Origin of the sequence: Inquilinus sp. NPDC058860 (assembly GCF_042743185.1) — a bacterium.
Taxonomy (GTDB): domain Bacteria; phylum Pseudomonadota; class Alphaproteobacteria; order DSM-16000; family Inquilinaceae; genus Inquilinus.
In genome coordinates, this window is the sequence record NZ_JBHYMS010000007.1 from 23569 (window position 1) to 47071 (window position 23503).

Here is a 23503-nt window from a genome sequence, read left to right on the forward strand (position 1 = left end):
TCCTCCATCCAAGGGGCGGCTCAGACGGCCATGCCGGCCTTGCGGGCGTTGAGGATGAGGGCGAGCAGCCGTCCGAACTGGAACTGGCTGATCTCCGGCCCCGCCATCTTCCCGTCGATCTGCTCGGTGTCGGCGCGGTGGACGATCACGAGGTCGAGCGGCGGGATGACGACGCAATAGTGGCCGCCGGCGCCCTGGGCGCTGTAGGTGCCCTCCGGCACGATCGCGCCGGGGAACGCGATGCCCTGTCGCGCCACCCACCACATGTAGCCATAGGCGCCGCGCGTCCCGGCGTCGGAATAGGGCAGCACGCTGGCCGCGGCCCAGCTCTGCGGCACCACCTCGCGCTCGCCCCAGCGGCCGTCGCGCAGGAACAGCAGTCCGAAGCGCGCGAGGTCGCGGGTCGACATCCGGAACGGATAGGCCGGGTGGACCGAGCACGGATCGGGCTGCAGCCAGCCATCCGCCTGCTCGGCATCGAAGCGGAAATCCTGCATGCCCAGCGGAGCTGCGATCCGGTCGCGGAAGGCGGCGTGGATGCCCAGGCCGGTCCGCTGCGTGTAGATCGTGCCGAGTGCGTTGAAGTCCCAGTTGCTGTAGCACCACACCGTGCCCGGCGCATGGGCGTGGCGCGGCGGCTTCAGCGACTTCATCCACGGCGTCTCGTAGCCCGCTGGGTGGAAGATGCCGGAACGGGCGGTCAGCAGGTCGTAGACCGTCGCCTGCTTCTCGCGCTCGCTCAGCCCCTCGCGGTCGTCGATGCCGAGCGCCTCGAGGGTCAGCGACAGGTCGATGGTCCCGTCGTCGAGATGCGTGCCGATCAGCGCGCTGAGGAAGCTCTTGCGCATCGAATGGCATAGATAACGCCGGGTGACGTCGCCGCGGCTGGCGATCACCCGGCCGCCCTGCACGATCATCAGGGCGGCGGTGCCGATCCGATCGGCATGGGTCCAGACCCGGTCGAGATGCTCCAGCGACCAGCCGGCCGGCCGGATGTCCTCGACCATCTCCCAGATCGCGCCGGGCCAGGGGTCGGCCTCGGCCGCCCCGGCTGAGCTCAGATCCCACACGATGCCCTCGCTTCCTCCGCCTCGGGCGCCGGCCGGTAGCCGGTGCTCGCCTCCAGAAAGCTGCGCGTGTACGCATCCTGCGCCTGGCGGGCGCGGACACCCTGCGCCGTCATCTCCTCGACGATCCGTCCCCCGTTCATCATCGCGATGCGGTCGCAGAGATGGGCGATAACCGGGAGATCGTGGGTCACCATCAGATAGGTCAGGCCGCGCTCACGCCGCAGCGCCTTGAGCAGGTTCAGGATCTCGGCCTGGACCGAGACGTCGAGCGCCGAGGTCGGCTCGTCCAGCAGCAGGATCTCCGGCTCGATGATCAGGCTGCGGGCGATGGCGACACGCTGGCGCTGCCCGCCCGACAGCTCGTGCGGATAGCGGTAGCGGAAGCCGGTTCCCAAGCCGACCGCGTCGAGCGCCGCGTCGATCCGCTGCTCGTGCCGGTCGAAGCCGTGGATCTTCAGCGGCTCGGCCAGCACGGCCCGCACCATCTTGCGCGGATGCAGCGAGGCGTAGGGGTCCTGGAACACCATCTGGACCCGGCGGAAGAACGCCTTGTCGCGCTTGCGCGGCACCTCGCGGTCGCGGAACAGGACCGACCCGCCATAGGCGGTGTTGAGCCCGGCCAGGGCGCGCAGGACGGTCGACTTGCCGCAGCCGGATTCGCCGATCAGCCCGAAGGACTCGCCCTGCCCCAGGACGAAGGACACGTCGTCGACCGCGGTCATCGCGGCAGCGCCGGAGCCGAAGGTGACGCGCAGGCCGACCGCCTCAAGGATCTTGTCGGCGGTCATGCCGCGGCTCCCGCCGGGAAGGTCGGCCCGTCGAGCCAGGCCGGATCGCGGCTCGGCACCCGCAGCGTGTCGACCGGCCGGTCGAGCCGAGGCAGGCTGTCGAGCAGCGCGCGGGTGTAGGGGTGGCGCGCCCGGTGCAGCTCCCGCGCCGGCAGGTCCTCCAGGATGCGCCCGGCATACATGACCAGCACCCGGTCGCAGAAATCGGCCATCAGGTTGAGGTCGTGGCTGATGAACATCAGCCCGGTGCCGCGCCGGGTGACGAGGTCGTCGAGGATGGTCAGGACCTGTCGCCGCACCGTGACGTCGAGCGCCGAGGTCGGCTCGTCGGCGATGATCAGGTCCGGCTCGGGGATCAGCATCATCGCGATCATGATCCGCTGCCCCATCCCGCCCGAGACCTCGTGCGGGAACAGACGGAAGACACGCTCGGGATCGCGTATGCGGACAGCATCCAGCATCTCCAGCGCCCGCGCCTGCGCCTCGCGCGCGCCGACCCGGTGGTGCAGCCGGTAGGCCTCGGTGATCTGCCGGCCGACCCGCATCAGCGGGTTCAGCGAGAATTTCGGGTCCTGCAGGATCATCGAGATGCGGTTGCCTCGGATCCCGCGCATCCGCCGCTCCGAGGCCGCGAGCAGGTCGATGCCGTCGAAGTCGAGCCGCCGCGCCGTCACCCGCGCCGCCTTCGGCGTGAGTTTCATGACCGAACGACCGGTCAGCGATTTGCCGGAGCCGGATTCGCCGACGATGCCGACCTTCTCGCGCCCGACGGCGAAGGAGATGCCGCGCACGGCATGCAGCGTCTCGTGGCCGCCGGGGAAGGTGATGCGGAGGTCTTCGACCTGCAGGAGGGGCTCAGCCATGGCGGGGATCCAGGATGTCGCGCAGCCCGTCGCCGAACAGGTTGAAGGCCAGGCTGGCGAGGAGGATGGCGCAGCCGGGGATCGCCGCGATCCACCAGCTGGTCAGCACGAATTCGCGGCCGCTGGACAGCATCGCCCCCCATTCCGGGCTGGGCGGCTGCGCGCCGAGGCCGAGGAAGCCGAGCCCCGCGGCGGTGAGGATGATCGCCGCCATGTTGAGGGTGATCCGCACCACCACCGAAGGCAGGCACATCGGCACCACATGGGACAGGATGATCCGCAGCGACGACGCCCCCTGCAGCCGCACCGCGGCGATGTAGTCGGAGGACCGGATCGACAGCGTCTCGGCCCGCGCCAGCCGCGCGATCGGCGGCCAGGCGGCCAGCGAGATGGCGATGATCGCGTTCTCGATGCCGGGCCCGAGCGCGGCGACGAAGGCCAGCGCCAGGACCAGGCTGGGAAAGGCCAGGAAGATGTCGACCACGCGCATCAGCACGATGTCGACCCAGCCGCCGAGATAGCCCGCCGTGGTGCCGATCAGGAGGCCGATCGGCGCCACGATCAGCGCCGTCAGCACGGCGATGTAGAGCGTGATCCGGGCGCCGAAGACGATGCGGCTGAAGACGTCGCGGCCGAGCTCGTCGGTGCCGAGGAGATGCACGGCGGAGGGCCGCTGCAGCCGGATGGAGAGGTCCTGGGCGTAGATGTCGTGGGTCGCGATCAGCGGCGCGAACACCGCCATCACGACCATGACCAGGATGATCCCCAGCCCCAGCAGGGCGGAGGGGTTGGACCCGAGCCGCCGCAGCTTCAGCCGGAGCTGCTGGATGCGGGCCTGGAACGGCGAGGTCGGCACCGGTGCCCGGAGCCAGGCCTTCAGCGAGCCGGTGCGGGGGGCGGTGTGGCTTGGCATGTCCGCGCTCATCGGGTGCGAGGGTCGAAGATGCGGTACAGCAGGTCGCAGACCAGGTTCAGCGTGACGAAGATCACGCCGATCAGGAGCGTGCAGCCGACCACCGCGTTCATGTCGCCGGCCAGCAGCGTGTTGGTCAGGTAGCGGCCGAAGCCGGGCCAGGCAAAGACGGTCTCGGTCAGCACCGCCCCCTCCAGCAGGAAGGCATAGGACAGGGCGACCACCGTCACCACCTGCACCGCGATGTTGCGGAAGGCGTGGATCCAGACGGTCCGGGCCCAGGACAGGCCCTTGACCCGCGCCGCCACCACATATTCCTGGCCCAGCTGCTCGATCATGAAGCTGCGCGTCATCCGGCTGATATAGGCCAGCGCGCTGAAGCCGAGGATCGAGGCCGGCAGGATGACATGGCCGAAGACATTGCCGAACACCTCCCACTGCCCCTGCAGCGCGGTGTCGAGCAGCAGGAAGCCCGTCATCGGCTCGATGTCGTATTCGTAGATGAAGTCGATGCGCCCGGGCCCGCCGACCCAGCCCAGCGTGGCGTAGAACAGCACCAACCCCATCAGGCCGAGCCAGAAGGTCGGCGCCGAATAGCCGAGCAGGCCGACCACGCGCACGATGTGGTCGACCGCGCTGTCGCGGTACATCGCCGCCAGCACCCCCAGCGGGATGCCGAGCCCGGTGCCGATGACGATGGCGACGGTCGCCAGCTCCAGCGTCGCCGGGAAGACCCGGGCGATGTCCTCCACCACCGGCTTGCCCGTGGTCAGCGCCGTGCCGAGATCGAGGCTGACGATGTCGCGCAGATAGCGCAGGAACTGGATCCAGATCGGCTGGTCCAGCCCGAGCTGCCGGACCATCGCGTCATAGGCCGCCTGGGTGGCGTTGTCGCCGAGGATGGCGGTGACCGGATCGAGCGGCAGCATCCGGCCGATGAAGAAGGTCAACGCGGCCAGCCCGAACAGGGTGACGGCGACGGACAGGACTGTCCGGCCGGCCGCCAGCGCCCAGGACGACAGCGCGTTCCGTCCTGGGGCCGCAAGCCGGCGGGGGGTGGCGATGGGTGCGTCGACCATGGCGCTATTTGGCGACGGTTTCGTAATAGGTCCGGAAGCCGTTCCAGCGCCAATTCTTCAGCGTCTTGCGGATGCCGGCGACGTTGTAGGTCTGGAACATGATGGCGAAGGGCCCCTCCTGCATCATCTGCAGCTGCAGGTCGCGATAGAGTGCGTTCCGCTTCTCCGGATCCGGCTCCAGCAGCGCCGCCTCGACCGTCCGGTTCGCGTCCGCGGAGGAGAAGGAGGCGTTCCAGCTCGGATTCTGGGTCAGCTTCGCCTCGGCCCGGTTGTCCGGGTTGTAGATCAGCCGCGAGGCGTTGCCGTGGGCGTCGGGCACGCTGGTCTGCCACGACGACATCGAGGTCTGGTAATCCCGGCCGCGCACCCGGCTGAACAGCTGGGCATTGGCCATCCGCTCGATCGTCAGCTCGACGCCGATCCTGGCGGCGTTCTGCTGCACGCTCTGCGCGACCGGCGCGGCATGCGGCAGGGTGCCGATGAAGACGCCGGCCTTGAAGCCGTTGGGGTAGCCGGCCTCGGCCAGCAGCGCCTTGGCCTTGTCGAGGTCGAGCGAGAAGGGCTGCCCCTCCTTCTCGTCCAGGGCGCCGACCGCGCCGAGCTGCGCAAAGCTGGCCCGCGGCACGCCGATATTCGACATCACGGTCTCGGCCAGGCCGTCATAGTCGATCAGGTAGCGCATCGCCAGGCGGACCTTCGGGTTCGCGAAGATCGGGTCGGCGTTGTTGAAGGACCAATAGAAGAGCTGCGGCCGGAGGACCCGGACGATCGACACGTCGGGGGAGCTCTCCAGGTCGCGCAGATCTTCCGGCGTCAGGTCGCGCGCCACGTCGACATCGCCCTGGGTCAGCAGCAGGCGCTGGGTCCCCGCCTCCGCCACATGGCGGATCAGGATGCGCTTCAGCACCGGCGGCTCGCCCCAGTATTTGTCGTTCGCCTGCAGCACCACGGCCTCGCCGGCGTTCCACTGCGCCAGCCTGTAAGGCCCGACGCATTCGGTGCGGGTCGCCAGATACTTGTTGCCGAGGTCGCCGTTCACCTCGTTGGCCAGGATGGTCTTGCGGTCATGGGTGAAGGAGACGCGGTTCGCGGCGATCCCCTGGAGGACCAGGTTGGTCGGGTAGGGCTTGTCGAGCTTGACGACCAGCGTGGCGTCGTCCGGCGCCGTGATCTGGGTCTCGACCTTGTCCTTGGTGAAGCCGTACTCGTTCAGGGTCGCCGCGTTGCCGAAGCCGAGCTTGACCACGCGCTGCATCGACCACGCCGTGTCGGCCGCCGTCGCCGGGTTGCCGGAGGGGAAGGTCGCACCTTTGCGCAGATGGAAGGTGATCTGCTGGCGGTCGTCCGAGACATCCCAGCTCTCGGCGAACAGCGGCACCACCTTGGTCTCGTCCGCCGGATCGAGATCGACCAGAGGATCACAGGTGGCCTGCACGATCTCGTTGGTCACCACCTCGCCGATCTGGGCCGGGTCGAAGGTGCTGATAGCGTCGATGTTCCAGGCCATGACCAGCGCGCTCGACGGCGTGGCCGCCCCGGCGGCGAAGGGCGCTGCGATGATGGCGGCGCCGCAGAGCGCGCCGAGGGCATGGCGAAGCGGGCGGGATCCGGGCGGCGCCGGGGTCGGACCAGCGAACATCGGTGGAGCCTCCGTGCTGTTCTGACGGTTATGCGGCGCGTTATTTTCCGACCGCCGCGTAGTAGGTGCGGAAGCCGTTCCAGGTCCAGTTCTTCAGCGACTTGCGAATTGCGCCGGTGTTGTACATCTGGAACATGATCGCCATCGGTCCCTGCTGCATGATCTGCAGCTGCAGATCGCGGTAGATCGCGTTCCGTTTCTCCGGATCCGGCTCCAGCAGCGCCGCCTCGATCTTCCTGTTCGCGTCCTCGGACGTGAAGGCGGCGCGCCAGACCGGTAACTGGGTCAGCTTCGCCTCGGCCCGGTTGTCAGGGTTGTAGACCAGCCGCGACGCGTTGCCGTGCGCGTCGGGCACGCTGGTCTGCCAGGCCTGCATCGCGCTCTGGAACTCGCGGCCGCGGACCCGGCTGAACAGCTGGGCGTTCGCCATCCGCTCCAAGGTCAGCTCGACGCCGATCCTGGCGGCGTTCTGCTGCACGCTCTGCGCGATCGGGGCGGAATGCGGCAGGGTGCCGATCAGGACGCTGGCCTTGAAGCCGTTGGGATAGCCCGCCTCGGCCAGCAACGCCTTGGCCTTGTCGAGGTCGAGGGAGAAGGGCTGCCCCTCCTTCTCGTCCAGGGCGCCGACCGCGCCGAGCTGGACGAAGCTGGCCCGCGGCACGCCGGTGTAGGTCATCACCGTCTTGCCGAGGCCGTCATAGTCGATCAGGTAGCGCATCGCCAGGCGGACCTTCTCGTTCGAGAAGATCGGGTCGGCGTTGTTGAAGGTCCAGAAGAACAGCTGCGGCTTCAGCACTCGGACGACCGACACGTCGGGCGAGCTCTCCAGGTCCTTCATGTCCTCCGGCGTCAGGTCGCGCGCCACGTCGACATCGCCCTGGGTCAGCAGCAGGCGCTGCGTCCCCGCCTCCGCCACATGGCGGATCAGGACACGCTTCAGCACCGGCGGCTCGCCCCAGTATTTGTCGTTCGCCTGCAGCACCACGGCCTCGCCGGCGTTCCACTGCGCCAGCTTGTAGGGGCCGACGCATTCGGTGCGGGTGGCCAGGTACTTGTTGCCGAGGTCCCCGTTCACCTCGTTGGCCATGATGGCCTGCTTGTCCATGGTGGCGGAGACGCGGTTCGCGGCGATCGCCTGGAGGATCAGGTTGGTCGGATAGGGCTTGTCGAGCTTGACGACCAGCGTGGCGTCGTCCGGCGCCGTGATCTGGGTCTCGACCTTGTCCTTGGTGAAGCCGTATTCGGTCAGCGTCGCCGCATTGCCGAGGCCGAGCTTGACCACGCGCTGCATCGACCAGGCGGTGTCGGCCGCGGTGACCGGATTACCGGAGGGGAAGGTGGCCCCCTTGCGCAGATGGAAGGTGAGTTGCAGCCGGTCGTCGGAGACATCCCAGCTCTCGGCGAACATCGGGATCACCTTGGTCTCGTCCGCCGGGTCGAAATCGACCAGGGTGTCGCAGGTGTTCTTGATGATCTCGTCGGTCACCACCTCGCCGATCTGGGCCGGGTCGAAGGTGCTGATCGCGTCGATGTTCCAGGCCATGACCAGCGCGCTCGACGGCGTGGCCGCCCCGGCGGCGACGGGCGCCGCGAGGATGGCGGCGCCACAGACCGCACCGAGGGCGCGGCGGAGTGGGCGGGATCCGGGCGGCGCCGGGATCGGACGGGCGAACATGGATCGAGCCTCCGTGCTGTTCTGAAATTGTTGTCCGGCGCCCTCCGCGACCTTCGTCCGGGAGGCCGGCCTCGTTCGTCGGGCCGGCTTGTCCCGCAGCGTCAGGCCGCCTTCGGCCGCGGCTGCAGCGGCGGCTGCACCTCGGGCGGGATCGGGCAGACATAGGGCGTCGCCGCAACCCGCTCCTGGTGGTCCTGCTTGGCCCGCTTCATCAGCAGCTCGTCGCTCATCACGTCGAGCGCCGTGCCGGCCATCACCTTCGCGGCATGCACCATGCCCTTGTGCGCGGCCGGCGCCATGCCCTGGGCGGTGATCTGCCAGGAATGGCCCGGCGTGCCGATGGCGTGGGTGGCGACCCGCGCCTGCACCGTCGGCACCACCCAGCTGACATCGGCCACGTCGGTCGAGCCGATCATCGGCTCACCCCGGGAATCCCGCGGCACGATGAAGTCGCAGAGCGGCAGGTCCTTGCGCGGCGGCACGCCGACACGGCGATAGTCGGTGAGGATATCCTCCTCGCTCAGCGTCGCCTGGATCTGCGCGGCATAGTCGCGGTCCGCCGCGTCGAACGGCACCGGGCCGAGGCGCAGCAGGTGCTGGTGCATCGCCTCCTCCAGCGGCGTGTTGCCGAGCATGTTGGAGACGGCGCTCATGATCGAGATCGCGACCGAGGTCTCGGTCATCATCGCGGCGCCGTGGGCGATCTTCCTGACCCGCTCGTTCAGCGCCAGCATGCCGGCCAGGTCGCGGGCCCGGATGGCGTAGCGCACCTTGGCCGAGGCCTGCACGACATTGGGCGCGATGCCGCCGGAATCGATCATGGCGTAGTGGATGCGGGCGTCGGACGGCATGTGCTCGCGCATGTAGTTGACGCCGACATTCATCAACTCGACGGCATCCAGCGCGCTGCGGCCGAGATGCGGCGCCGCGGCGGCGTGCGAGGCGCGGCCGGTGAAGTGGAAGTCCATCCGGGTGTTGGCCAGCGACAGCGCCTCGTCGACCCGGGTCAGCGACGCCGGGTGCCAGGTGATGGCGATGTCGACATCCTTGAAGGCGCCGGCGCGCACCATGAAGGCCTTGGCCGCCCCGCCCTCCTCCGCCGGGCAGCCATAGTAGCGCACGCGGCCCGGCCGGCCGGTCGCGGCCAGGAAGTCCTTCACCGCGGTGGCGGCGAGCAGGGCGGCGGAGCCGAGCAGGTTGTGGCCGCAGCCATGGCCGTAGCCGTTGCCGGGCAGCGGCCTGGGCTCGGCGATGTTGGCCTCCTGGCTCAGCCCCGGCAGGGCGTCGTATTCGCCGAGGATGGCGATCACCGGTCCGCCCTCGCCCGCCTCGCCCATCACCGCGGTCGGGATGCCGGCCAGGTTTTCGGTCACCCCGAAGCCCTGGGCCCTCAGCATCGCCGTGTGCTCGGCGACCGAGCGGTACTCGGTGTAGGCGATCTCGGGCATGCCCCAGATCCGGTCGCTCAGCCCTTCGAACTCCGTCCGCTTGGCGTCGACCAACTGCCAGATCTTGTCGGAATTCTGCATGGTTCTCGCTTTCGATCCTCAGAGATGGCGGTCGAGGAAGGCGGCGACGGCGCCGAAGACGTCGTGCCGGTTCTCCCGCCGCGTGAAGCCGTGCCCTTCATGCGGCACGCGGATGTAGTCGACCGGGCGGCCGAGGCCGCGCAGCCCGGAATGGATCATCTCGCTCTCGCCCGGCGGCACGCGCGGGTCGTCCAGCCCCTGGGCCATCAGCAGCGGCACGCGGATGCGGTCCAGCTTGTGGATCGGCGAGATGCGCTCCAGCAGCGCCTTGTCGGCGACCGGATCGCCGTATTCCGCTGCCCGCAGCCGCCGGCGCCAGGGGCCGGTGGTCTGCAGCAGGGTGTGGAAGTTGGCGATGCCGTAGAACTCGATGCCGAGGCGCCAGAGCTCCGGATATTCGGTCAGCGCCGCCAGCACCATGAAGCCGCCATAGGACCGGCCGAAGACGCCGATCCGGCTGTTATCGACATCGTCCCGCGCCCCCAGCGCCAGCCGTACCGCCTTGAGGTCGGCGACGCTGTCCATGCGCAGCCCGACATCGTCGAGCTGGTGGTAGGGCCGACCATAGCCGGTGCTGCCCCGGACATTCGGCGCCGCGACCATGATGCCGCGCGCCAGCATGTACTGGATGTCGGCGCGGAAGGTCGGGGTCCACTGCGCCTCCGGCCCGCCATGGACGATGATCATCGCCGGGAAGCCGCCTTCCGGCGCCTCGCCCTGCGGCCGGTACAGCAGGAACGGGACCTGCAGGCTGTCGAAGCTTGCCGCGTGCTGCATGACCGGCTCGATGAAGCCGCCGGCCAGCTCGCTCGTGGGGGCATCCGTGATGCGGCTCACGGCACCGGCGGCGATGTCGTACTGCCAGAGGCCGGGCGGCGTCGCCGCCCCTTCCAACGGAAAGACCAGCCCGCTGCCGTCCGGCCGCCAGGAGACGGAGCCGATCACGCCAGGCGGCAGCCCCGCCACCGCCGTCTCCGCGCCGCTGTCGAGGTCGCGGATCAGGATGCGGTTCCAGCCTTCCTCGTTGAGCACATAGGCCATCCGACCCTGGTCGGGCGACAGCGCCATCGCCTCGATGTCCTGGCCCTCCGGAGCCTCCACCCAGACGAGACTGCGATCGGCGAAGGAGAGGAAGGCGATGCCCTGGAAGTCCCGCCCCTGGTCGGTGAGCAGATACAGGCCGCTGCCATCCTTCCGGGTCTTGGCGGCGACGTAGCGCGCCCGGCCGTCATGCGGCAGGAACGGCTCATAGGCGCCGGTCCCGAGATCCAGCCGGAACAGGTCCTGGTCCATCGTCGCCCGGGTGGAATCGCGGACCAGCAGCGCCTGGCCGTCCGGGAAGAAGGCCATGACCTCGCGGAACAGCTCGCCCCGATAGACGCAGCGTGCCTCGCGGGTCGCGACCTCCATCACATGGATGTCCATGTGGAAGCGGTTGCGGGCGTTCGACGCGTAAGCGATGCGCGTGCCGTCCGGCGACCAGGCGCCCCAGACATGGACCACGGTCGGATCGTCGGTCAGCGCCACCGGCGCGCCGTCGGCGCCCGGGATCAGCCAAAGCTGGTGCCGCTCGTCGCCGCCGCGATCCATGGTGAAGACCAGGTCCCGGCTCTTCGGACTGAAGGCCAGTGTGCCGACCGGCTCCGGCGTCTCCGCCGCCCGCCAGGCCGCCCCGCCCCCGGCCGGCTGCAGCCAGATCTGGGGAAAGCCGGTCTCGTCGCTGAGGAAGGCCAGCAGCCCGCCATCCGGCGACAGCGCCGGGCTCTTGGCGCCGGGGATGTCGAGATAGGGGCGGATCGCGGCTTCAGGCTGCATGGAAGTCTCCGTCACGCGGCGGCGGACGCCAGGACGTCGCGCAGGCGGTCGGTCGCGGCGCGCAGCGCCTGGGACAGGCCGCGGTCGGTCGCCGCGTGGTTGGCCTCGTCGACGATGGTGAAGCGCGCCTCGGGCCAGGCCCGGTGCAGCGCCCAGGCCGTGGCCATCGGGGTCACGATGTCGTAGCGGCCCTGCACGATCTCCGCCGGCAGGTGGCGGATGCGGCCGAGGCCGTGCAGCAGCTGGCCGGGCTGCAGGAAGGCGCCGTTGACGCAGTAATGGGTGAAGATCCGGGCCACCGCCAGGGCGGCCTTCGGCTCGGTCAGGCTCGCGACATGCTCCGGGTCGGGCAGGAAGGTCTGGGTCCAGGCGGAGAAGGTGCGGAGGCTGATCGCCGCCGCGAGGCGCAGCTCCGGGTCTTCACCGGTCAGCCGCCGGTGATAGGCGGCCAGCAGGTCGCCGCGTTCGGCCTCCGGCACGAAGCCGGCGAACGCCTCCCAGCGGTCGGGAAACAGCACGCGGCAGCCCTGGAACCACCAGTCGACCTCCGCCCGGCTGGCCAGGAAGATGCCGTGCAGGCGGAAGCCCAGGCAGCGCCCGGGATGCGCCTGGCCATAGGCCAGGGCCAGGCAGCTGCCCCAGGAGCCGCCGGCCACCAGCCAGCGATCGATGCCCAGCGCCTCGCGGATCCGCTCGATATCGGCGACCAGCGCCTGGGTGGTGTTGCCGGCCAGCTCGGCATGGGGCGTCGAGCGACCGGCGCCGCGCTGGTCGAAGGCGACGATGCGGAACGCGCCGGGATCGAAGCTGCGGGTGCTGCCTGGGCGGATGCCGGCGCCGGGCCCGCCATGCAGCACGACGACGGGGATGCCGTGCGGGTTGCCGCTCTCCTCGACCTGCAACTCGTGCAGGCCGTCGACCTTCAGCCGATGGCTCCGGAACACCGCCGGACCCGCCTGGATGGCCCCGCCATCGGACACTGGATCGCCCCCTGTCGACAGCCGGTGATCGATCGCCTCCGGCCGCACGCCCATCAAATGGGCAAGCCTAATTTGTGGTCATGATGTCGCCCGGCGATGGGCTGGGCCAATTCGTAATTGTCCTTGTTCTATTCCGGATCGGCATAAAGTCTCCAACCGGACCCTGCGCTCGTCGCGATCCAGGACCGCGGAGCCCGCTGGACATCTTGACCCGGTGCGGGAGGACGGACATCCTATCCGAAGCCTGCCCCCAGCCGGTATCCAGCCCGGCCCCCACCACGCCAGAGCGACCGGGCTCGAGGCGGGGACGGCAGGCCCGAGAGGTCACGACCCCCATGCATGCATTCTGGTTCCGGACGACGGCGGCTGCCGTCGCCGCGGCGAGCGTCCTTGCGGCCGCCTCCGCGAGCGCCTTCACCCGGCCGCCCGCGAACGGGCGGTTCGACTATCAGATCGGTGGCGCCTATGCCGCCGCATCCGGCGTCGCCATCGTCGACCGCGACCGGCTGGCGGCGCCCGCCCCGGACAAATACAGCATCTGCTACGTCAACGCGTTCCAGACCCAGCCCGACGACGCGGTATGGTGGACCACGAACCATTCCAACCTGCTGGTCAAGAAGGACGGCAAATACGTGATCGATCCGGACTGGCCGGACGAGTACATCCTCGACACCTCCACCGCGGCCAAGCGCACCGCGCTGATGGCCATCGTCGGGCCTTGGATCGACAAATGCGCGGCCGACGGCTTCAAGGCGGTCGAGCCCGACAACCTCGATTCCTGGACCAGGTCGAAGGCCGTGCTGACCAAGGCCAGCAACACCGCCTTCGCCAAGCTGCTGGTCCAGCGCGCCCATGCCGCCAACATCGCGATCGCGCAGAAGAACACCAGCGAGTTGGCCCCGATCGGGATCTCGCAGATCGGCTTCGACTTCGCGATCGTCGAGGAATGCCAGGTGTGGTCGGAATGCGAGGCCTTCACCGACGTCTACGGCAACCAGGTCTACGAGATCGAGTACAACGACAACGACCGGGACGCGGACGGCAACCCGGTCGACCCGATCAGCTTCTTCAACGCCGCCTGCGCCGCGCGCGGCGGCAAGATTTCGATCATCTACCGCGACCGCGACGTGGTCCCGGCCGGCAATTCCGATTACGAGTACAAATGGTGCTGAGGGGCTGACAGGTTCGGCCAAAGCATATCGGTCCCTCGTCCGCTGCCGGTGACGATGGCCCTTGTTCCTCACCGTCATGGCGAGCCCCGGCGGGGCGTGGCCATCCAGGCTGGTCGGGTTCGTTCCGGCTGCATGACTGGATGGCCACGCTTCGCTCACCATGACAAGGGTATGGCGTGGACAGCGCCAAATTTGGCACGATGCTGCCATTCGCGACCTGGCGCCGATTTGCACACCGACTTCTCGATGACAGGCCCGCCTCGTGGCCCCCCCAAAGCGGATGCCCAGGTGCATCATGCGAAAGAGCAATCTGACCGGGCAAACCGGCAGTCAAGAATGCCTGCACGATTTCAGATCAGGGAGGATCCGATGACCAACAATTTTCCGAGACTGCACAATGCCGCCTGGCCGGGAATCGTCGGCAAGGGCGGCGATTCCGAGCCGATCATTCCGCTCGACACACTCCTGCGGCTGACCGCCGACGCCGAGGTCGACGGCGTCAGGTTCGACGGCATCGACCTCTTCATCACCGATCCGCATGTCTCGATCGACAGCGACGAAGATGCGGTCAAGCGGATCGCAGACCATATCGCCGGCTATGGGCTGAAAGTCGGCTCCTTCGTCGCGCCGATCTGGGGTGGTGCCGGCGGCGGATCGGCCATGGGCTCGGCCGACGACCGCAAGCGCTTCGTCACCCAGGTCAGGAAGGCCTGCGCCATCGGACGGCAGATGCGCGAGCTGGGCATCCGCCCGACCGGCGGCATCCGGATCGACTCCTCCACGGGTGTCGAGGCCTGGGATCAGGACCCCGAAAGCAATACCCGGCTGATCGCGCAGACCTTCCGGGAAGCGGCCGACATCGCCGAAGACCATGGCGAATTCCTCGTGGCCGAAGGCGAGATCTGCTGGGGCGGCATGCATTCCTGGCGTGAGATGGTGAAGCTGCTCGAGCTCGTCGACCGCCCGGGCGTGGTCGGCTACCAGGCCGACATGGCGCATTCGATGCTCTACACGCTCGGCACCAATGCCGAGCAGGACCGCATCCTGCCCAGGGATTTCGATTGGTCCGATCATGCGACGCTCGACGTGGCCTACCGGAAGGTGGCCGATGCGCTCCGGCCCTGGACCATGGATGTCCACGTCGCGCAGAATGACGGCACCGTCTTCGGCTCGGGCGACCATGAGAAGACCGGCCGCCACTGCCAGGTCACGGACCCGAACGGCAGGCTCGATATCACCAAGCATGCCGGCTATTGGCTGCGCGACGGTGACGGCACCCTGACCAGGCGGATGCGCCATATCTGCTGGGACGGCTGCATGTTCCCGAATGCGGTGATGGAGGACCAGGAGACCTGGAATGCCGTGCTCGGCGCCATGATCAAGGTGCGCGAGGCCCATGGCTGGCGCGAAGACTGAAGCGGGGGGAAACAACGATGGCCAGGACACTCAATGTCGGCATGGTCGGCTACGGCTTCATGGCCCGCGCCCATTCCAATGCCTGGGGCAAGGTCTCGCAGTTCTTCGACACCGGCCATCGGCCGGTCCTGAAGGCGATCGCGGCCCGCAATGGCGAGAAGGCCGAGGCCTTCGCGCAGATGTGGGGCTATGAGGGCGTCGAGCGCGACTGGCGCAGGCTGGTCGAGCGCAAGGATATCGACGTGATCGATATCTGCACGCCGAACGACAGCCATGCCGAGATCGCGATCGCGGCGGCCAAGGCCGGCAAGATGGTCGCCTGCGAGAAGCCGCTGGCCCGCAGCGCCGCCGAAGCCCTGCCGATGGTGCAGGCGGTCGAGCAGGCCGGCGTGCCGAACATGGTCTGGTACAACTATCGCCGCGTGCCGGCAGTGAGCCTGATCAAGCAGATCGTCGACCAGGGCACTCTCGGCAGGATCTATCACTACCGCGCGAAATTCCTGCAGGACTGGACCATCTCACCCGACGTGCCGCAAGGCGGCGCCGAGACATGGCGGCTCGATGTCGACACGGCCGGTTCGGGCGTGACCGGCGACCTGCTGGCGCACTGCATCGATACGGCGATCTGGATCAACGGTTCGATCAAGAGCCTGACCGCCATGACCGAAACCTTCGTCAAGCAGCGCAAGCATGCGCTGACCGGCAAGGTGCAGCAGGTCGGCATCGACGATGCGGCGGCGGTGCTGAGCCATTTCTCGAACGGCTCGCTCGGCACCTTCGAATCCACCCGCTATGCGCGCGGGCACAAGGCGGCCTACACGCTGGAGATCAATGGCGAGAAGGGCTCCTTCGCCTGGGATCTGCACGACCTCAACCGCCTCGCATGGTTCGATCACCGCGCGCCCGGCGCGCTCCGCGGCTGGACCTCCATCCTGGTCACGGACGGCGAACACCCCTATCTCGGCAAATGGTGGGTGCCGGGGCTGACCATCGGCTATGAGCATTCCTTCGTGCACCAGGTCGCCGATTTCCTGCAGGGCCTGGCCGATGGCAAGCCGGCCGCGCCGACCTTCCGCGACGCGCTGGAGACGACGGTCGTCTGCGACGCGATCATCGCCTCGGGCAGAACCGGCCGATGGGTCGATGTCGAGGCGCCCGGGCCGGCCAAGGCGCGGAAGGCCAAGGCGGCGCCTGCGAACGCCGCCGCCCCCAAGCCGAGCGCGAAGGGAAAGAAGGCCAGGTGAAGGCCGGGGCTGGAGAGAGGCCAACTGAGCGGAGCCAACGCTCCGAGTCAGGATTGCGCGTTCGCGATGTGATTGGTCACCGTGGTGATGAAGGCTCGGAGACGGTGAAGACGCCTCATGTCGCGATGATAGCCCATCCAGATATCACGGCCGGGTGGCTCCGCCGGCAGGTTGAGACGGCGCAGGCCCGCCATCTGATTGCCGACGACCTGCGGCAGAACAGCAATACCGATGCCTTGCCTGCACATGCGCCCCTGCACATTCCGATTGTTCGAACGCAGGACGGGCCTCGCGTTCGGGAAGCTCTCCTCGAGCCAGGCGATATCCGGGAACTGGCCCGTCGACGTGTCGTGGGTGATGAGCCGAAAGCCGGCTCCATCGCCATAGGCCGGCTCGGGAGAATCCGCCGCGACATAGGCACCATAGGCCAGTGAGATCAGCCGTCGCTGCACGACGTCGGGCGTGTTGAACGGGACGATCCGGAAGGCGATGTCGGCCTCCCGCTGGGCCAGGCTGAACAAGCGGGTGCCCGTCAGGATCTCGACATCGACATGGGGATAGGCCTTCGCATAGTCAGCGATGATCGGCGGCAGGACGTAGGCGCCGAACCAGTCGGCAGACGATATGCGCAAGCTGCCCTGAAGGTCCTGCTCCTGCCCTGCGAGCCGCCGTTCCATGGCCAGGGCGCCTTCTTCCATCTGCTCCGCCATGGCGATGACGGCGTTGCCCTCCTCGGTCGGAACGAAGCCGTCGGCTGTTCTCTGGAACAGCGTATGGCCGGTTGCCTGTTCGAGAGCCCGCAGGCGGCGCCCGACCGTCGGATGGCTCAGATGAAGCGCGCGGGCGGCACCGCCCAGCGTGCCGGAACGGGCTATGGCCAGAAAAATCCGAACGTCACTCCACTCCATCGCGCCATTCCATAGTGTCGGCCCACAAAAGTGAACGGAAACCGTACGATATTGTCAGTTATCGTACAGATCTGATCACCTAAATCCACCTCGCTCGGGCTCGGAATGCGAGCCACTCGGCGAGCTGCCCGTGAGGCGGGCACTCGTCCGATGCATTGCAGGAGGATTTGATGAAAACCTGGCTGATTACCGGATGTTCGTCCGGCTTGGGGAAGCAACTTGCCGAGGCGGTCGCCGGGCGTGGCGACCGCCTTGTCGCCACCGCGCGTTCGGTCGATGCCTTGCAGGCGTTATGCGACCGTTTTCCCGATACGGTGCGCGGCGTAGCGCTCGACGTGACGCAGCCCGACGCCGCCGCAGAGGCGGTCGCGCTGGCCGAAAGCGCCTTCGGTGGCCTCGATGTCCTGGTGAACAACGCCGGATTCGGCTTCATCGGGGCGATCGAGGAGGCGGAGCCCGGCGAATACCGACCGGTGTTCGAGGCGAACGTTTTCGGCCTGATCGAGACGACGCGCGCCGCGCTGCCGGCGCTCCGCAGGCGCGAAAGAGCCTGCATCGTCAATCTGTCCTCCGGCGCCGGCATCGCCGGTTCTGCGGGCTTTGGAATCTACAATGCGACCAAGTTCGCGGTGGAAGGCCTGTCGGAGGCGCTCGCGGAGGAGCTCCGCCCCCTGGGACTGAACGTCATCATCGTCGAGCCCGGCCCCTTCCGCACCGAGTTTCTCGGTCGCTCGATCGTCACCGCGGCGCGGGAGATCGCCGCCTACGCCGGCACGGCGCATGCGAGGCAGCATTATCGCCAGACCAACAACGGCAGGCAGGCGGGCGATCCCGCCAAGGCCGTCGCCGTGATGCTGCAGGCCATCGATGCCGAGCATCCGCCACTGCACCTTCCGCTCGGGCCGAGAGCCCACGCGATCGTGGAGCGGAAGCTGGAAGCATTCCGCGCCGACATCGCCGCCTGGCGCGACATCTCCATCGCCACCGATTTCGACACTCAGAGCTGAGGAAGCCCGCCATGATCACCATGTACGTGACCTATGCCGGAAATGCCGACACGCCGTTCAACCGCGAGCATTGGATCAACGTCCATTTCCCGCTCGTGCTCGAATGCTGGGGCCCATACGGGCTGGAACGCCTCGCCGGTTTCCTTCCGCAGGAAGATGGCGGCGGCCTGATCGCGATCGCGACCTGTGTCTTCCGGGACGAGGCCGCCATGAGAACGGCACTGGCCTCGCCGGAAACGGCGCGGGTGATGGCCGACGTGGATCTGGTCACAGCCGTCAAGCCGCAGCGCAGCCTGGCGACACCCCTTTGAGCGACGGCAACGCGACAGCCGTTGGGCCGACCCGGGACAGGCCGACGACGGCGAAGTTCACCATCGAGAACGGGCAGCATCCGTGAGCACGACAGACTCTCAAGCAGAACCCTTGCCGGCTGCTCGGGCTCGGCCCCGGGATGATGCCGCCTCACTCGACCCGCGCCGCTGGGCCATGTTCGTGGTCCTGCTGGTCGGCGCGTTCCTGCCGCCGCTCGATTTCTTCATCGTCAATGTCGCTCTTCCCTCGATCCGCGGGGAATTGGGCGCCTCGTCCTCTGCCGAGCAGCTCGTCATTTCCTCTTATGCCGCGCTCTATGCCGTGACGCTGACGACCGGCGGGCGCCTTGGCGATCTCTATGGCCGCGGCCGGGTGTTTTTTCTCGGGCTGATCGGCTTTGCCGCAGCATCGATGCTGTGCGGCTTTGCCTGGTCGCCATGGGCGCTGATCGCCGGCCGCGCCTTGCAGGGCGTGACGGCGGCGGTGATGGCGCCGCAGGCGCTCGCTTCGGTTCAGGCGATCTTCCCTGAAAGCGAAAAGCCGCTCGCGCTCAGCCTCTATGGCGCGGTCTTCGGCCTGGCCGCCGTGGTCGGCCAGGCGCTGGGCGGCATCCTGATTTCGCTCGATCTCATGGGTCTGGGCTGGCGGGCGATCTTCATCGTCAACCTGCCGGTGGCGATCCTGGTCGTGCTGTTCGGCATTCCCCTGCTGAAGGAAACGCGGGCGCAGGACGCGCGCAAGCTGGACCTTGGTGGCACGGCGTTGTCGATGGTGACGCTGGGCGCGCTGATCGTGCCGCTGATCGAGGGGCGTGAGGCGGGCTGGCCGCTATGGTCCTGGCTGTCGCTCATGGCGGTGCCGGCGCTGGCGCGGCTCTTCTGGCGCTATGAGACCCGGCTGGCGCACGCGGGCGGCACGCCCCTGCTCGATCCGGCGGCCGTGCAGGCGCCGGGGCTGGGCCGCGCGCTGCTGATTGCGCTGTTGTTCTATGCGATCGCGCCATTCTTCCTGCTGTTCTCGGTCTATCTGCAGGATGCGCTGCACGCGACCGCGCTGGGCGCCGGCCTGGTCTTCCTGCCGTTCGGTGCGGGATTCCTGCTGGGGCCGCTGTCGACCCCGTTCTGCAGGCGCATTCTCGGCGCCTATGTCAATCCGGTCGGCATGGGGCTGGAGGCCATCGGGTTTGTCGGCCTGGCCTGGGCCATCGTGGCGACACCGGCCGGCGTGCCCCCCGCGCCCGTGCCGCTTGCCGCCATCCTGTTCGTCATCGGGTTCGGACAAGGGCTCGCGCTGCCGACCTTGATGCGGATGGTGACGGGCCGCGTCGCGCCGGCCTTTTCCGGCATGATCGCCGGCATCGCCAGTTCGACCCTGCAGGTCAGCACCGCGCTCAGCGTCGCGGTGATCGGCGGGATTTTCTACACCGTCCTCGGCGCGCGCACCGATCCGGCGGCCATCACCCAAGCCTTTATCGTCGCCATTCTTTGCATTGCCGCCTGCCTCGCCACCGGCGCGGGTCTCAGCATCACCCTTGCCCGGCGGCTCGCCCCGCCCCCAGATCAGGAAGATTCAGAGCGGCCATGTGGTCGGCATCGTCTCGACGGCAGGCAACCAGGCTGTATCGGCGCGCCAAGACCGTGCGAGCCGACGTGACACGCGCGCTGCGGCCACTCGGTGGTGACGAGACGCGCCCTGGTGCAGCGCGCCGTCCGCTTCGGCGCCCTTCGGCCTGGCCCAAGCCCGACAGGCGGCTATGTCCGATCAGATGTTCAGGCAAGCTCACCGAGGTGCTGGCGCACCCACCTGGCCTCTTCCGATGCCGTGCGCCGGAAGTGTCGTTTGAAGTCGCGACTGAACTGGGCGGGACTGGCGTAGCCGACCGATGCCGCGACCTCTGCGATCGTCCTGTCCTGGCGCGCGATCATCAGCCGTGCCTCGTGCAGCCGCATCGCCTTCACGTACTGCATCGGGCTGCTGCCCGTCAGGCCCTTGAAATGGACGTGATAGGAAGGAACGCTCATGCCTGCTTCGCTCGCCAGCGCGGCGACCGAGACCTCGGATCTGTAGGTTTCGCGCAACCGGGTGAGGCTTTGCACGATCCTCCCGGAACTGCCCCGCTGCTGCAGGGCCGAGATCATCGCACCGCCTTGCGGGCCGACGAGCACCCGGTAATGCAGCTCGCGCAGGATGCCTGCTCCCAGAACCGCAAGCTCGACAGGATCGCGCAACGCCCGCAGCAGACGCAGCACGACATCCTCGATGCCCGGCTCCATTCTGCTCGATACCAGACTTCTCACCTTGCCGGCCGTCGGCTCAGTGGAACGCCTCACCCTGATTTCCGAGGCGATCTCGGCAGCCAGACGCATGTCGAACTCGACATAGACCGCAAGCAGGGGGCGCCCTGCGCTGGCCACGGACTCCATCCGAAACGGAACCGGCACCGACACGGCCAGATAGTGCTCCTCATCGTAGAGATAGACCTCGCCTTCAAGCAGGCCCTGCTTGCGGCCTTGCAGTACGAACACCGCGCCCGGCTTGTAGAGCACGGGGACGTCGTGAAGGACCGCCTCGGTCCTGAGAAGGCGGACACCGTCAAGCCCTGTCGGGTTGTATCCGTGGCGGGGGGCAAGAAGCCCCGCCAGCTCCGCCAGCTCGCGGCGCTCCGACCTCCCATTCTCCATCTTCATAGGATTTGACAAGATATTCATAGTTTTCACGATCGATGGCCGCAACCCGGAAGACTATCAGTCAAGGACACTGACCAATCAAGACGAGAGCGCCCATCATGTCGCAGAAGACCTTCTTCATCACCGGCGCGAACTCCGGCTTCGGCTTCGCGATCGCAGCGGCCGCGAGCCGCCAGGGCCATGAAGTCGTCGGCACCGTCCGCTCGGAACAGTCGCGGGCAGCTCTGGCGGAACGCCTGCCGGCGGTCCGGTCCGTCCTGTGCGACGTGACGGAGTTCGACCGGATCGCCGGCATCGTCCGACAGGCCGAGGAGGACCATGGGCCGGTCGACGTGCTGATCAACAATGCCGGCTACGGTCACGAGGGGATCCTCGAGGAATCGCCTCTCGAAGAGATGCGGCGCCAGTTCGACGTGAACGTCTTCGGCGCCGTTGCGGTCGCCAAGGCCTTCCTGCCGCGGTTCCGCGAAAGGCGTAGTGGCTTCATCGTGAACGTGACCTCGATGGGCGGCATGATCACCATGCCCGGCATCGCATATTACTGCGGAAGCAAGTTCGCCCTTCAGGGCATTTCGGACGTCATGCGCGCAGAGGTGGCGCCGTTCGGCGTCCACGTCACTGCCCTATGCCCCGGTTCCTTCCGGACGGACTGGGCCGGACGCTCGATGATCAGGACCGAACGGTCGGTCGCGGACTACGACGGCCTGTTCGATCCGATCCGGCAGGCACGCCAGGCCAGAAGCGGCAAGCAGCTCGGCGATCCCGACAAGCTCGCAGCTGCCGTTCTGGGCCTGGTCGAGTCCGACAACCCTCCGCCACAGCTCCTGCTCGGCAGCGATGCCCTTGGACTTGTGTCGGACAGGGTCGAACGCCTCAAGCAGGAGATCGAAGCATGGCAGTCCGTGACCGTCTCGACCGACGGCTGATGGCGATTGACTATCTACCGACTAGAAGGTAGATATGGGTTATGAGCAGCCCATCGACCACCGCAGACGATATCCTCGCCTGCGCGCGCACCCTGATCATAGCCGGGGGCTACAACGGCTTCAGCTACGCGGATATCGCGGAGGTCGTCGGCATCCGGAAGCCGAGCATCCATCACCATTTCCCGACCAAGGCGGATCTGGTGCGCACGCTGGTCTTCCGATATCGGGAGGAGGCCGTGGCCGGTATCGCGTATCTGGAAGAACAGACGTCCGATCCGCTCGAGCAGCTTCGGAGCTATACGGGTTATTGGGCGGCCTGCATCAGGGACGCCAGCGCGCCATTCTGTGTATGCGCCCTTCTGGCGAGCGAGTTGCCGGCTCTCCCGGCGGAAGTGGCCCTGGAGGTAAGAGCCCATTTCCGCATGCTCTCGGATTGGCTGACCTCGGTCCTGGAGCGTGGGCAGCGAGAGGGTCGGCTAGCGCTGACCGATAAGCCCCGCATCGAAGCAGAAGCCTTCATGGCGACCGTTCACGGGGCAATGCTGTCGGCGCGTGCCTATGACGATCCCGAGATCTTCGGCACCGTCACCGCTCGGCTGATCGATCGGCTCCGCGACCGGCAGTGAGAGCCCGTCTAAGCTCTGGCAAGAAAACGGCTGCTTAGCATTCACGAGGCGACTTTCGGCGATGCCCGAGCAGTCCGCGAGCGGATAGGCATAGCGGCCACGATTGGTCGCAAAACTTGCCTTCCGTAACTACCAACTAGTAGGTAAACGAGGATAGCATGCGTATCAAAGCCCTCCAGTCCTTCATCATTGCCGCGTCACTCGGCACATCGCTGATGACAGGCCTGGCATCTCCCGCATCCGCCCAGGACCAGAACGCCCAGCAGGTGCGTCTGCGGGGCAGCATCGTCGAATCCGGCAACGGGATGCTCAAGGTGAAGACCCGTGAAGGGCAAACCGTCGATGTCACGCTCGCGCAGGGATTCAACGTCTCGGGCGTGACCAACGCTGCGGTGACCGACATCAAGCCCGGCGACTATGTCGGCATCGCTTCGCTGCCGAAGGTGGGCGGCGGTGATGGCGCCCTGGAAGTGCTGATCTTCCCGCCGGCCCTCAAAGGGGCCGCGGAAGGCAGCTTCGGCTGGGACCTCAAGCCCAACAGCACGATGACGAACGCGACGGTGGCTGACGCCGTGAAGGGCGTGGAGGGACGCACGGTGACGGTCACCTATCACGGGCAAGAGAAGACGATCGCCATCCCCGAAGGCACGCCCGTCGTCACCTTCGCTCCGGCAACCCAGGCCGATCTGAAGCCGGGGGCCATTGTCTTCATCCCGGCCGAGAAGGACGCGAGCGGCGCGATCACAGCGCAGCGGGTTGTCGTCGGCACCAACGGCGTCGTCCCGCCCATGTGAGCCGCGACACCACCGGCCGGGACACTGCCCCCGCCCGGCCGGTGGCCTCCGCGACCTGGC

The 23503-nt window shown here is 67.7% G+C and carries 21 protein-coding genes; 9 read left to right on the forward strand and 12 right to left on the reverse strand.

Annotation, left to right across the window (positions count from 1 at the left end):
* Window positions 1-20: 20 nt before the first annotated feature.
* The 10 genes from ACFW16_RS06695 to pip form a co-directional block, all read right to left on the reverse strand.
* Window positions 21-1070: a serine hydrolase domain-containing protein gene (locus ACFW16_RS06695; protein ID WP_380303105.1), complete on the reverse strand. Its 1050-nt coding sequence runs from the start codon at window positions 1068-1070 to the stop codon at window positions 21-23.
* Window positions 1058-1858 (reverse strand): ABC transporter ATP-binding protein, encoded by an 801-nt coding sequence (locus ACFW16_RS06700; protein WP_380303107.1) that lies wholly within the window; start codon window positions 1856-1858, stop codon window positions 1058-1060. Before ACFW16_RS06700 ends, ACFW16_RS06695 begins: the two co-directional genes overlap by 13 nt.
* Window positions 1855-2721, reverse strand: coding sequence for an ABC transporter ATP-binding protein (locus ACFW16_RS06705; protein ID WP_380303109.1), 867 nt, complete (start codon window positions 2719-2721; stop codon window positions 1855-1857). Before ACFW16_RS06705 ends, ACFW16_RS06700 begins: the two co-directional genes overlap by 4 nt.
* On the reverse strand, window positions 2714-3634 hold the full coding sequence (locus ACFW16_RS06710; protein WP_380303111.1) for an ABC transporter permease: 921 nt from the start codon (window positions 3632-3634) through the stop codon (window positions 2714-2716). Before ACFW16_RS06710 ends, ACFW16_RS06705 begins: the two co-directional genes overlap by 8 nt.
* An 8-nt stretch (window positions 3635-3642) precedes the next feature.
* The gene (locus ACFW16_RS06715) at window positions 3643-4713 is read right to left on the reverse strand and encodes an ABC transporter permease (protein WP_380303113.1); all 1071 of its coding nucleotides are present in this window, start codon (window positions 4711-4713) and stop codon (window positions 3643-3645) included.
* A 4-nt stretch (window positions 4714-4717) separates the two neighbouring features.
* Window positions 4718-6352 carry an ABC transporter substrate-binding protein gene (locus ACFW16_RS06720; protein WP_380303115.1) on the reverse strand — a complete coding sequence of 545 codons (1635 nt, stop codon included), beginning with the start codon at window positions 6350-6352 and terminating at the stop codon, window positions 4718-4720.
* A 40-nt stretch (window positions 6353-6392) separates the two neighbouring features.
* Window positions 6393-8027: an ABC transporter substrate-binding protein gene (locus ACFW16_RS06725; protein WP_380303117.1), complete on the reverse strand. Its 1635-nt coding sequence runs from the start codon at window positions 8025-8027 to the stop codon at window positions 6393-6395.
* A 101-nt stretch (window positions 8028-8128) separates the two neighbouring features.
* Entirely contained in the window at window positions 8129-9556 is a 1428-nt protein-coding gene (locus ACFW16_RS06730; RefSeq protein ID WP_380303119.1) for a M20 family metallopeptidase, read from the reverse strand.
* A gap of 18 nt (window positions 9557-9574) precedes the next feature.
* The gene (locus ACFW16_RS06735; RefSeq protein ID WP_380303121.1) at window positions 9575-11371 is read right to left on the reverse strand and encodes an alpha/beta fold hydrolase; all 1797 of its coding nucleotides are present in this window, start codon (window positions 11369-11371) and stop codon (window positions 9575-9577) included.
* 11 nt (window positions 11372-11382) lie between these two features.
* Window positions 11383-12315 (reverse strand): prolyl aminopeptidase, encoded by a 933-nt coding sequence (pip, locus tag ACFW16_RS06740; protein ID WP_380303123.1) that lies wholly within the window; start codon window positions 12313-12315, stop codon window positions 11383-11385.
* Between the two features lie 371 nt (window positions 12316-12686).
* On the opposite strand from pip, the gene ACFW16_RS06745 reads away from it, so the two are divergent.
* The 3 genes from ACFW16_RS06745 to ACFW16_RS06755 all read left to right on the forward strand — a co-directional run bounded on the left by ACFW16_RS06745 (window position 12687) and on the right by ACFW16_RS06755 (window position 16183).
* Window positions 12687-13523: an endo alpha-1,4 polygalactosaminidase gene (locus ACFW16_RS06745; RefSeq protein WP_380303125.1), complete on the forward strand. Its 837-nt coding sequence runs from the start codon at window positions 12687-12689 to the stop codon at window positions 13521-13523.
* Window positions 13524-13751: 228 nt separating this feature from the next.
* On the forward strand, window positions 13752-14939 hold the full coding sequence (locus tag ACFW16_RS06750; RefSeq protein WP_380303127.1) for a sugar phosphate isomerase/epimerase family protein: 1188 nt from the start codon (window positions 13752-13754) through the stop codon (window positions 14937-14939).
* Window positions 14940-14956: 17 nt separating this feature from the next.
* Window positions 14957-16183 carry a Gfo/Idh/MocA family protein gene (locus tag ACFW16_RS06755; RefSeq protein WP_380303129.1) on the forward strand — a complete coding sequence of 409 codons (1227 nt, stop codon included), beginning with the start codon at window positions 14957-14959 and terminating at the stop codon, window positions 16181-16183.
* Between the two features lie 47 nt (window positions 16184-16230).
* On the opposite strand, the gene ACFW16_RS06760 is transcribed toward ACFW16_RS06755, so the two are convergent.
* Complete coding sequence (locus ACFW16_RS06760) at window positions 16231-17091, reverse strand: LysR family transcriptional regulator (protein WP_380303131.1); 861 nt, start codon at window positions 17089-17091, stop codon at window positions 16231-16233.
* A gap of 170 nt (window positions 17092-17261) precedes the next feature.
* Between ACFW16_RS06760 and ACFW16_RS06765 the strand changes: the two genes are divergently transcribed.
* The 3 genes from ACFW16_RS06765 to ACFW16_RS06775 all read left to right on the forward strand — a co-directional run bounded on the left by ACFW16_RS06765 (window position 17262) and on the right by ACFW16_RS06775 (window position 20063).
* On the forward strand, window positions 17262-18098 hold the full coding sequence (locus ACFW16_RS06765; protein WP_380303133.1) for an oxidoreductase: 837 nt from the start codon (window positions 17262-17264) through the stop codon (window positions 18096-18098).
* Between the two features lie 11 nt (window positions 18099-18109).
* Window positions 18110-18409 (forward strand): EthD family reductase, encoded by a 300-nt coding sequence (locus ACFW16_RS06770; protein WP_380303135.1) that lies wholly within the window; start codon window positions 18110-18112, stop codon window positions 18407-18409.
* Window positions 18410-18584: 175 nt separating this feature from the next.
* Window positions 18585-20063 carry an MFS transporter gene (locus tag ACFW16_RS06775; RefSeq protein ID WP_380303137.1) on the forward strand — a complete coding sequence of 493 codons (1479 nt, stop codon included), beginning with the start codon at window positions 18585-18587 and terminating at the stop codon, window positions 20061-20063.
* 116 nt (window positions 20064-20179) lie between these two features.
* Here ACFW16_RS06775 and ACFW16_RS06780 read toward each other — a convergent pair whose 3' ends face one another.
* Window positions 20180-21118, reverse strand: coding sequence for an AraC family transcriptional regulator N-terminal domain-containing protein (locus ACFW16_RS06780; protein ID WP_380303139.1), 939 nt, complete (start codon window positions 21116-21118; stop codon window positions 20180-20182).
* A gap of 77 nt (window positions 21119-21195) precedes the next feature.
* Between ACFW16_RS06780 and ACFW16_RS06785 the strand changes: the two genes are divergently transcribed.
* From ACFW16_RS06785 to ACFW16_RS06795, 3 genes are all read left to right on the forward strand, one after another.
* The gene (locus ACFW16_RS06785; RefSeq protein ID WP_380303141.1) at window positions 21196-22023 is read left to right on the forward strand and encodes an oxidoreductase; all 828 of its coding nucleotides are present in this window, start codon (window positions 21196-21198) and stop codon (window positions 22021-22023) included.
* Between the two features lie 41 nt (window positions 22024-22064).
* Entirely contained in the window at window positions 22065-22649 is a 585-nt protein-coding gene (locus ACFW16_RS06790) for a TetR/AcrR family transcriptional regulator (RefSeq protein WP_380303143.1), read from the forward strand.
* Window positions 22650-22807: 158 nt separating this feature from the next.
* Window positions 22808-23443, forward strand: a complete 636-nt coding sequence (locus ACFW16_RS06795; protein ID WP_380303145.1) for a hypothetical protein — start codon at window positions 22808-22810, stop codon at window positions 23441-23443.
* The last annotated feature ends 60 nt before the right edge of the window (window positions 23444-23503 follow it).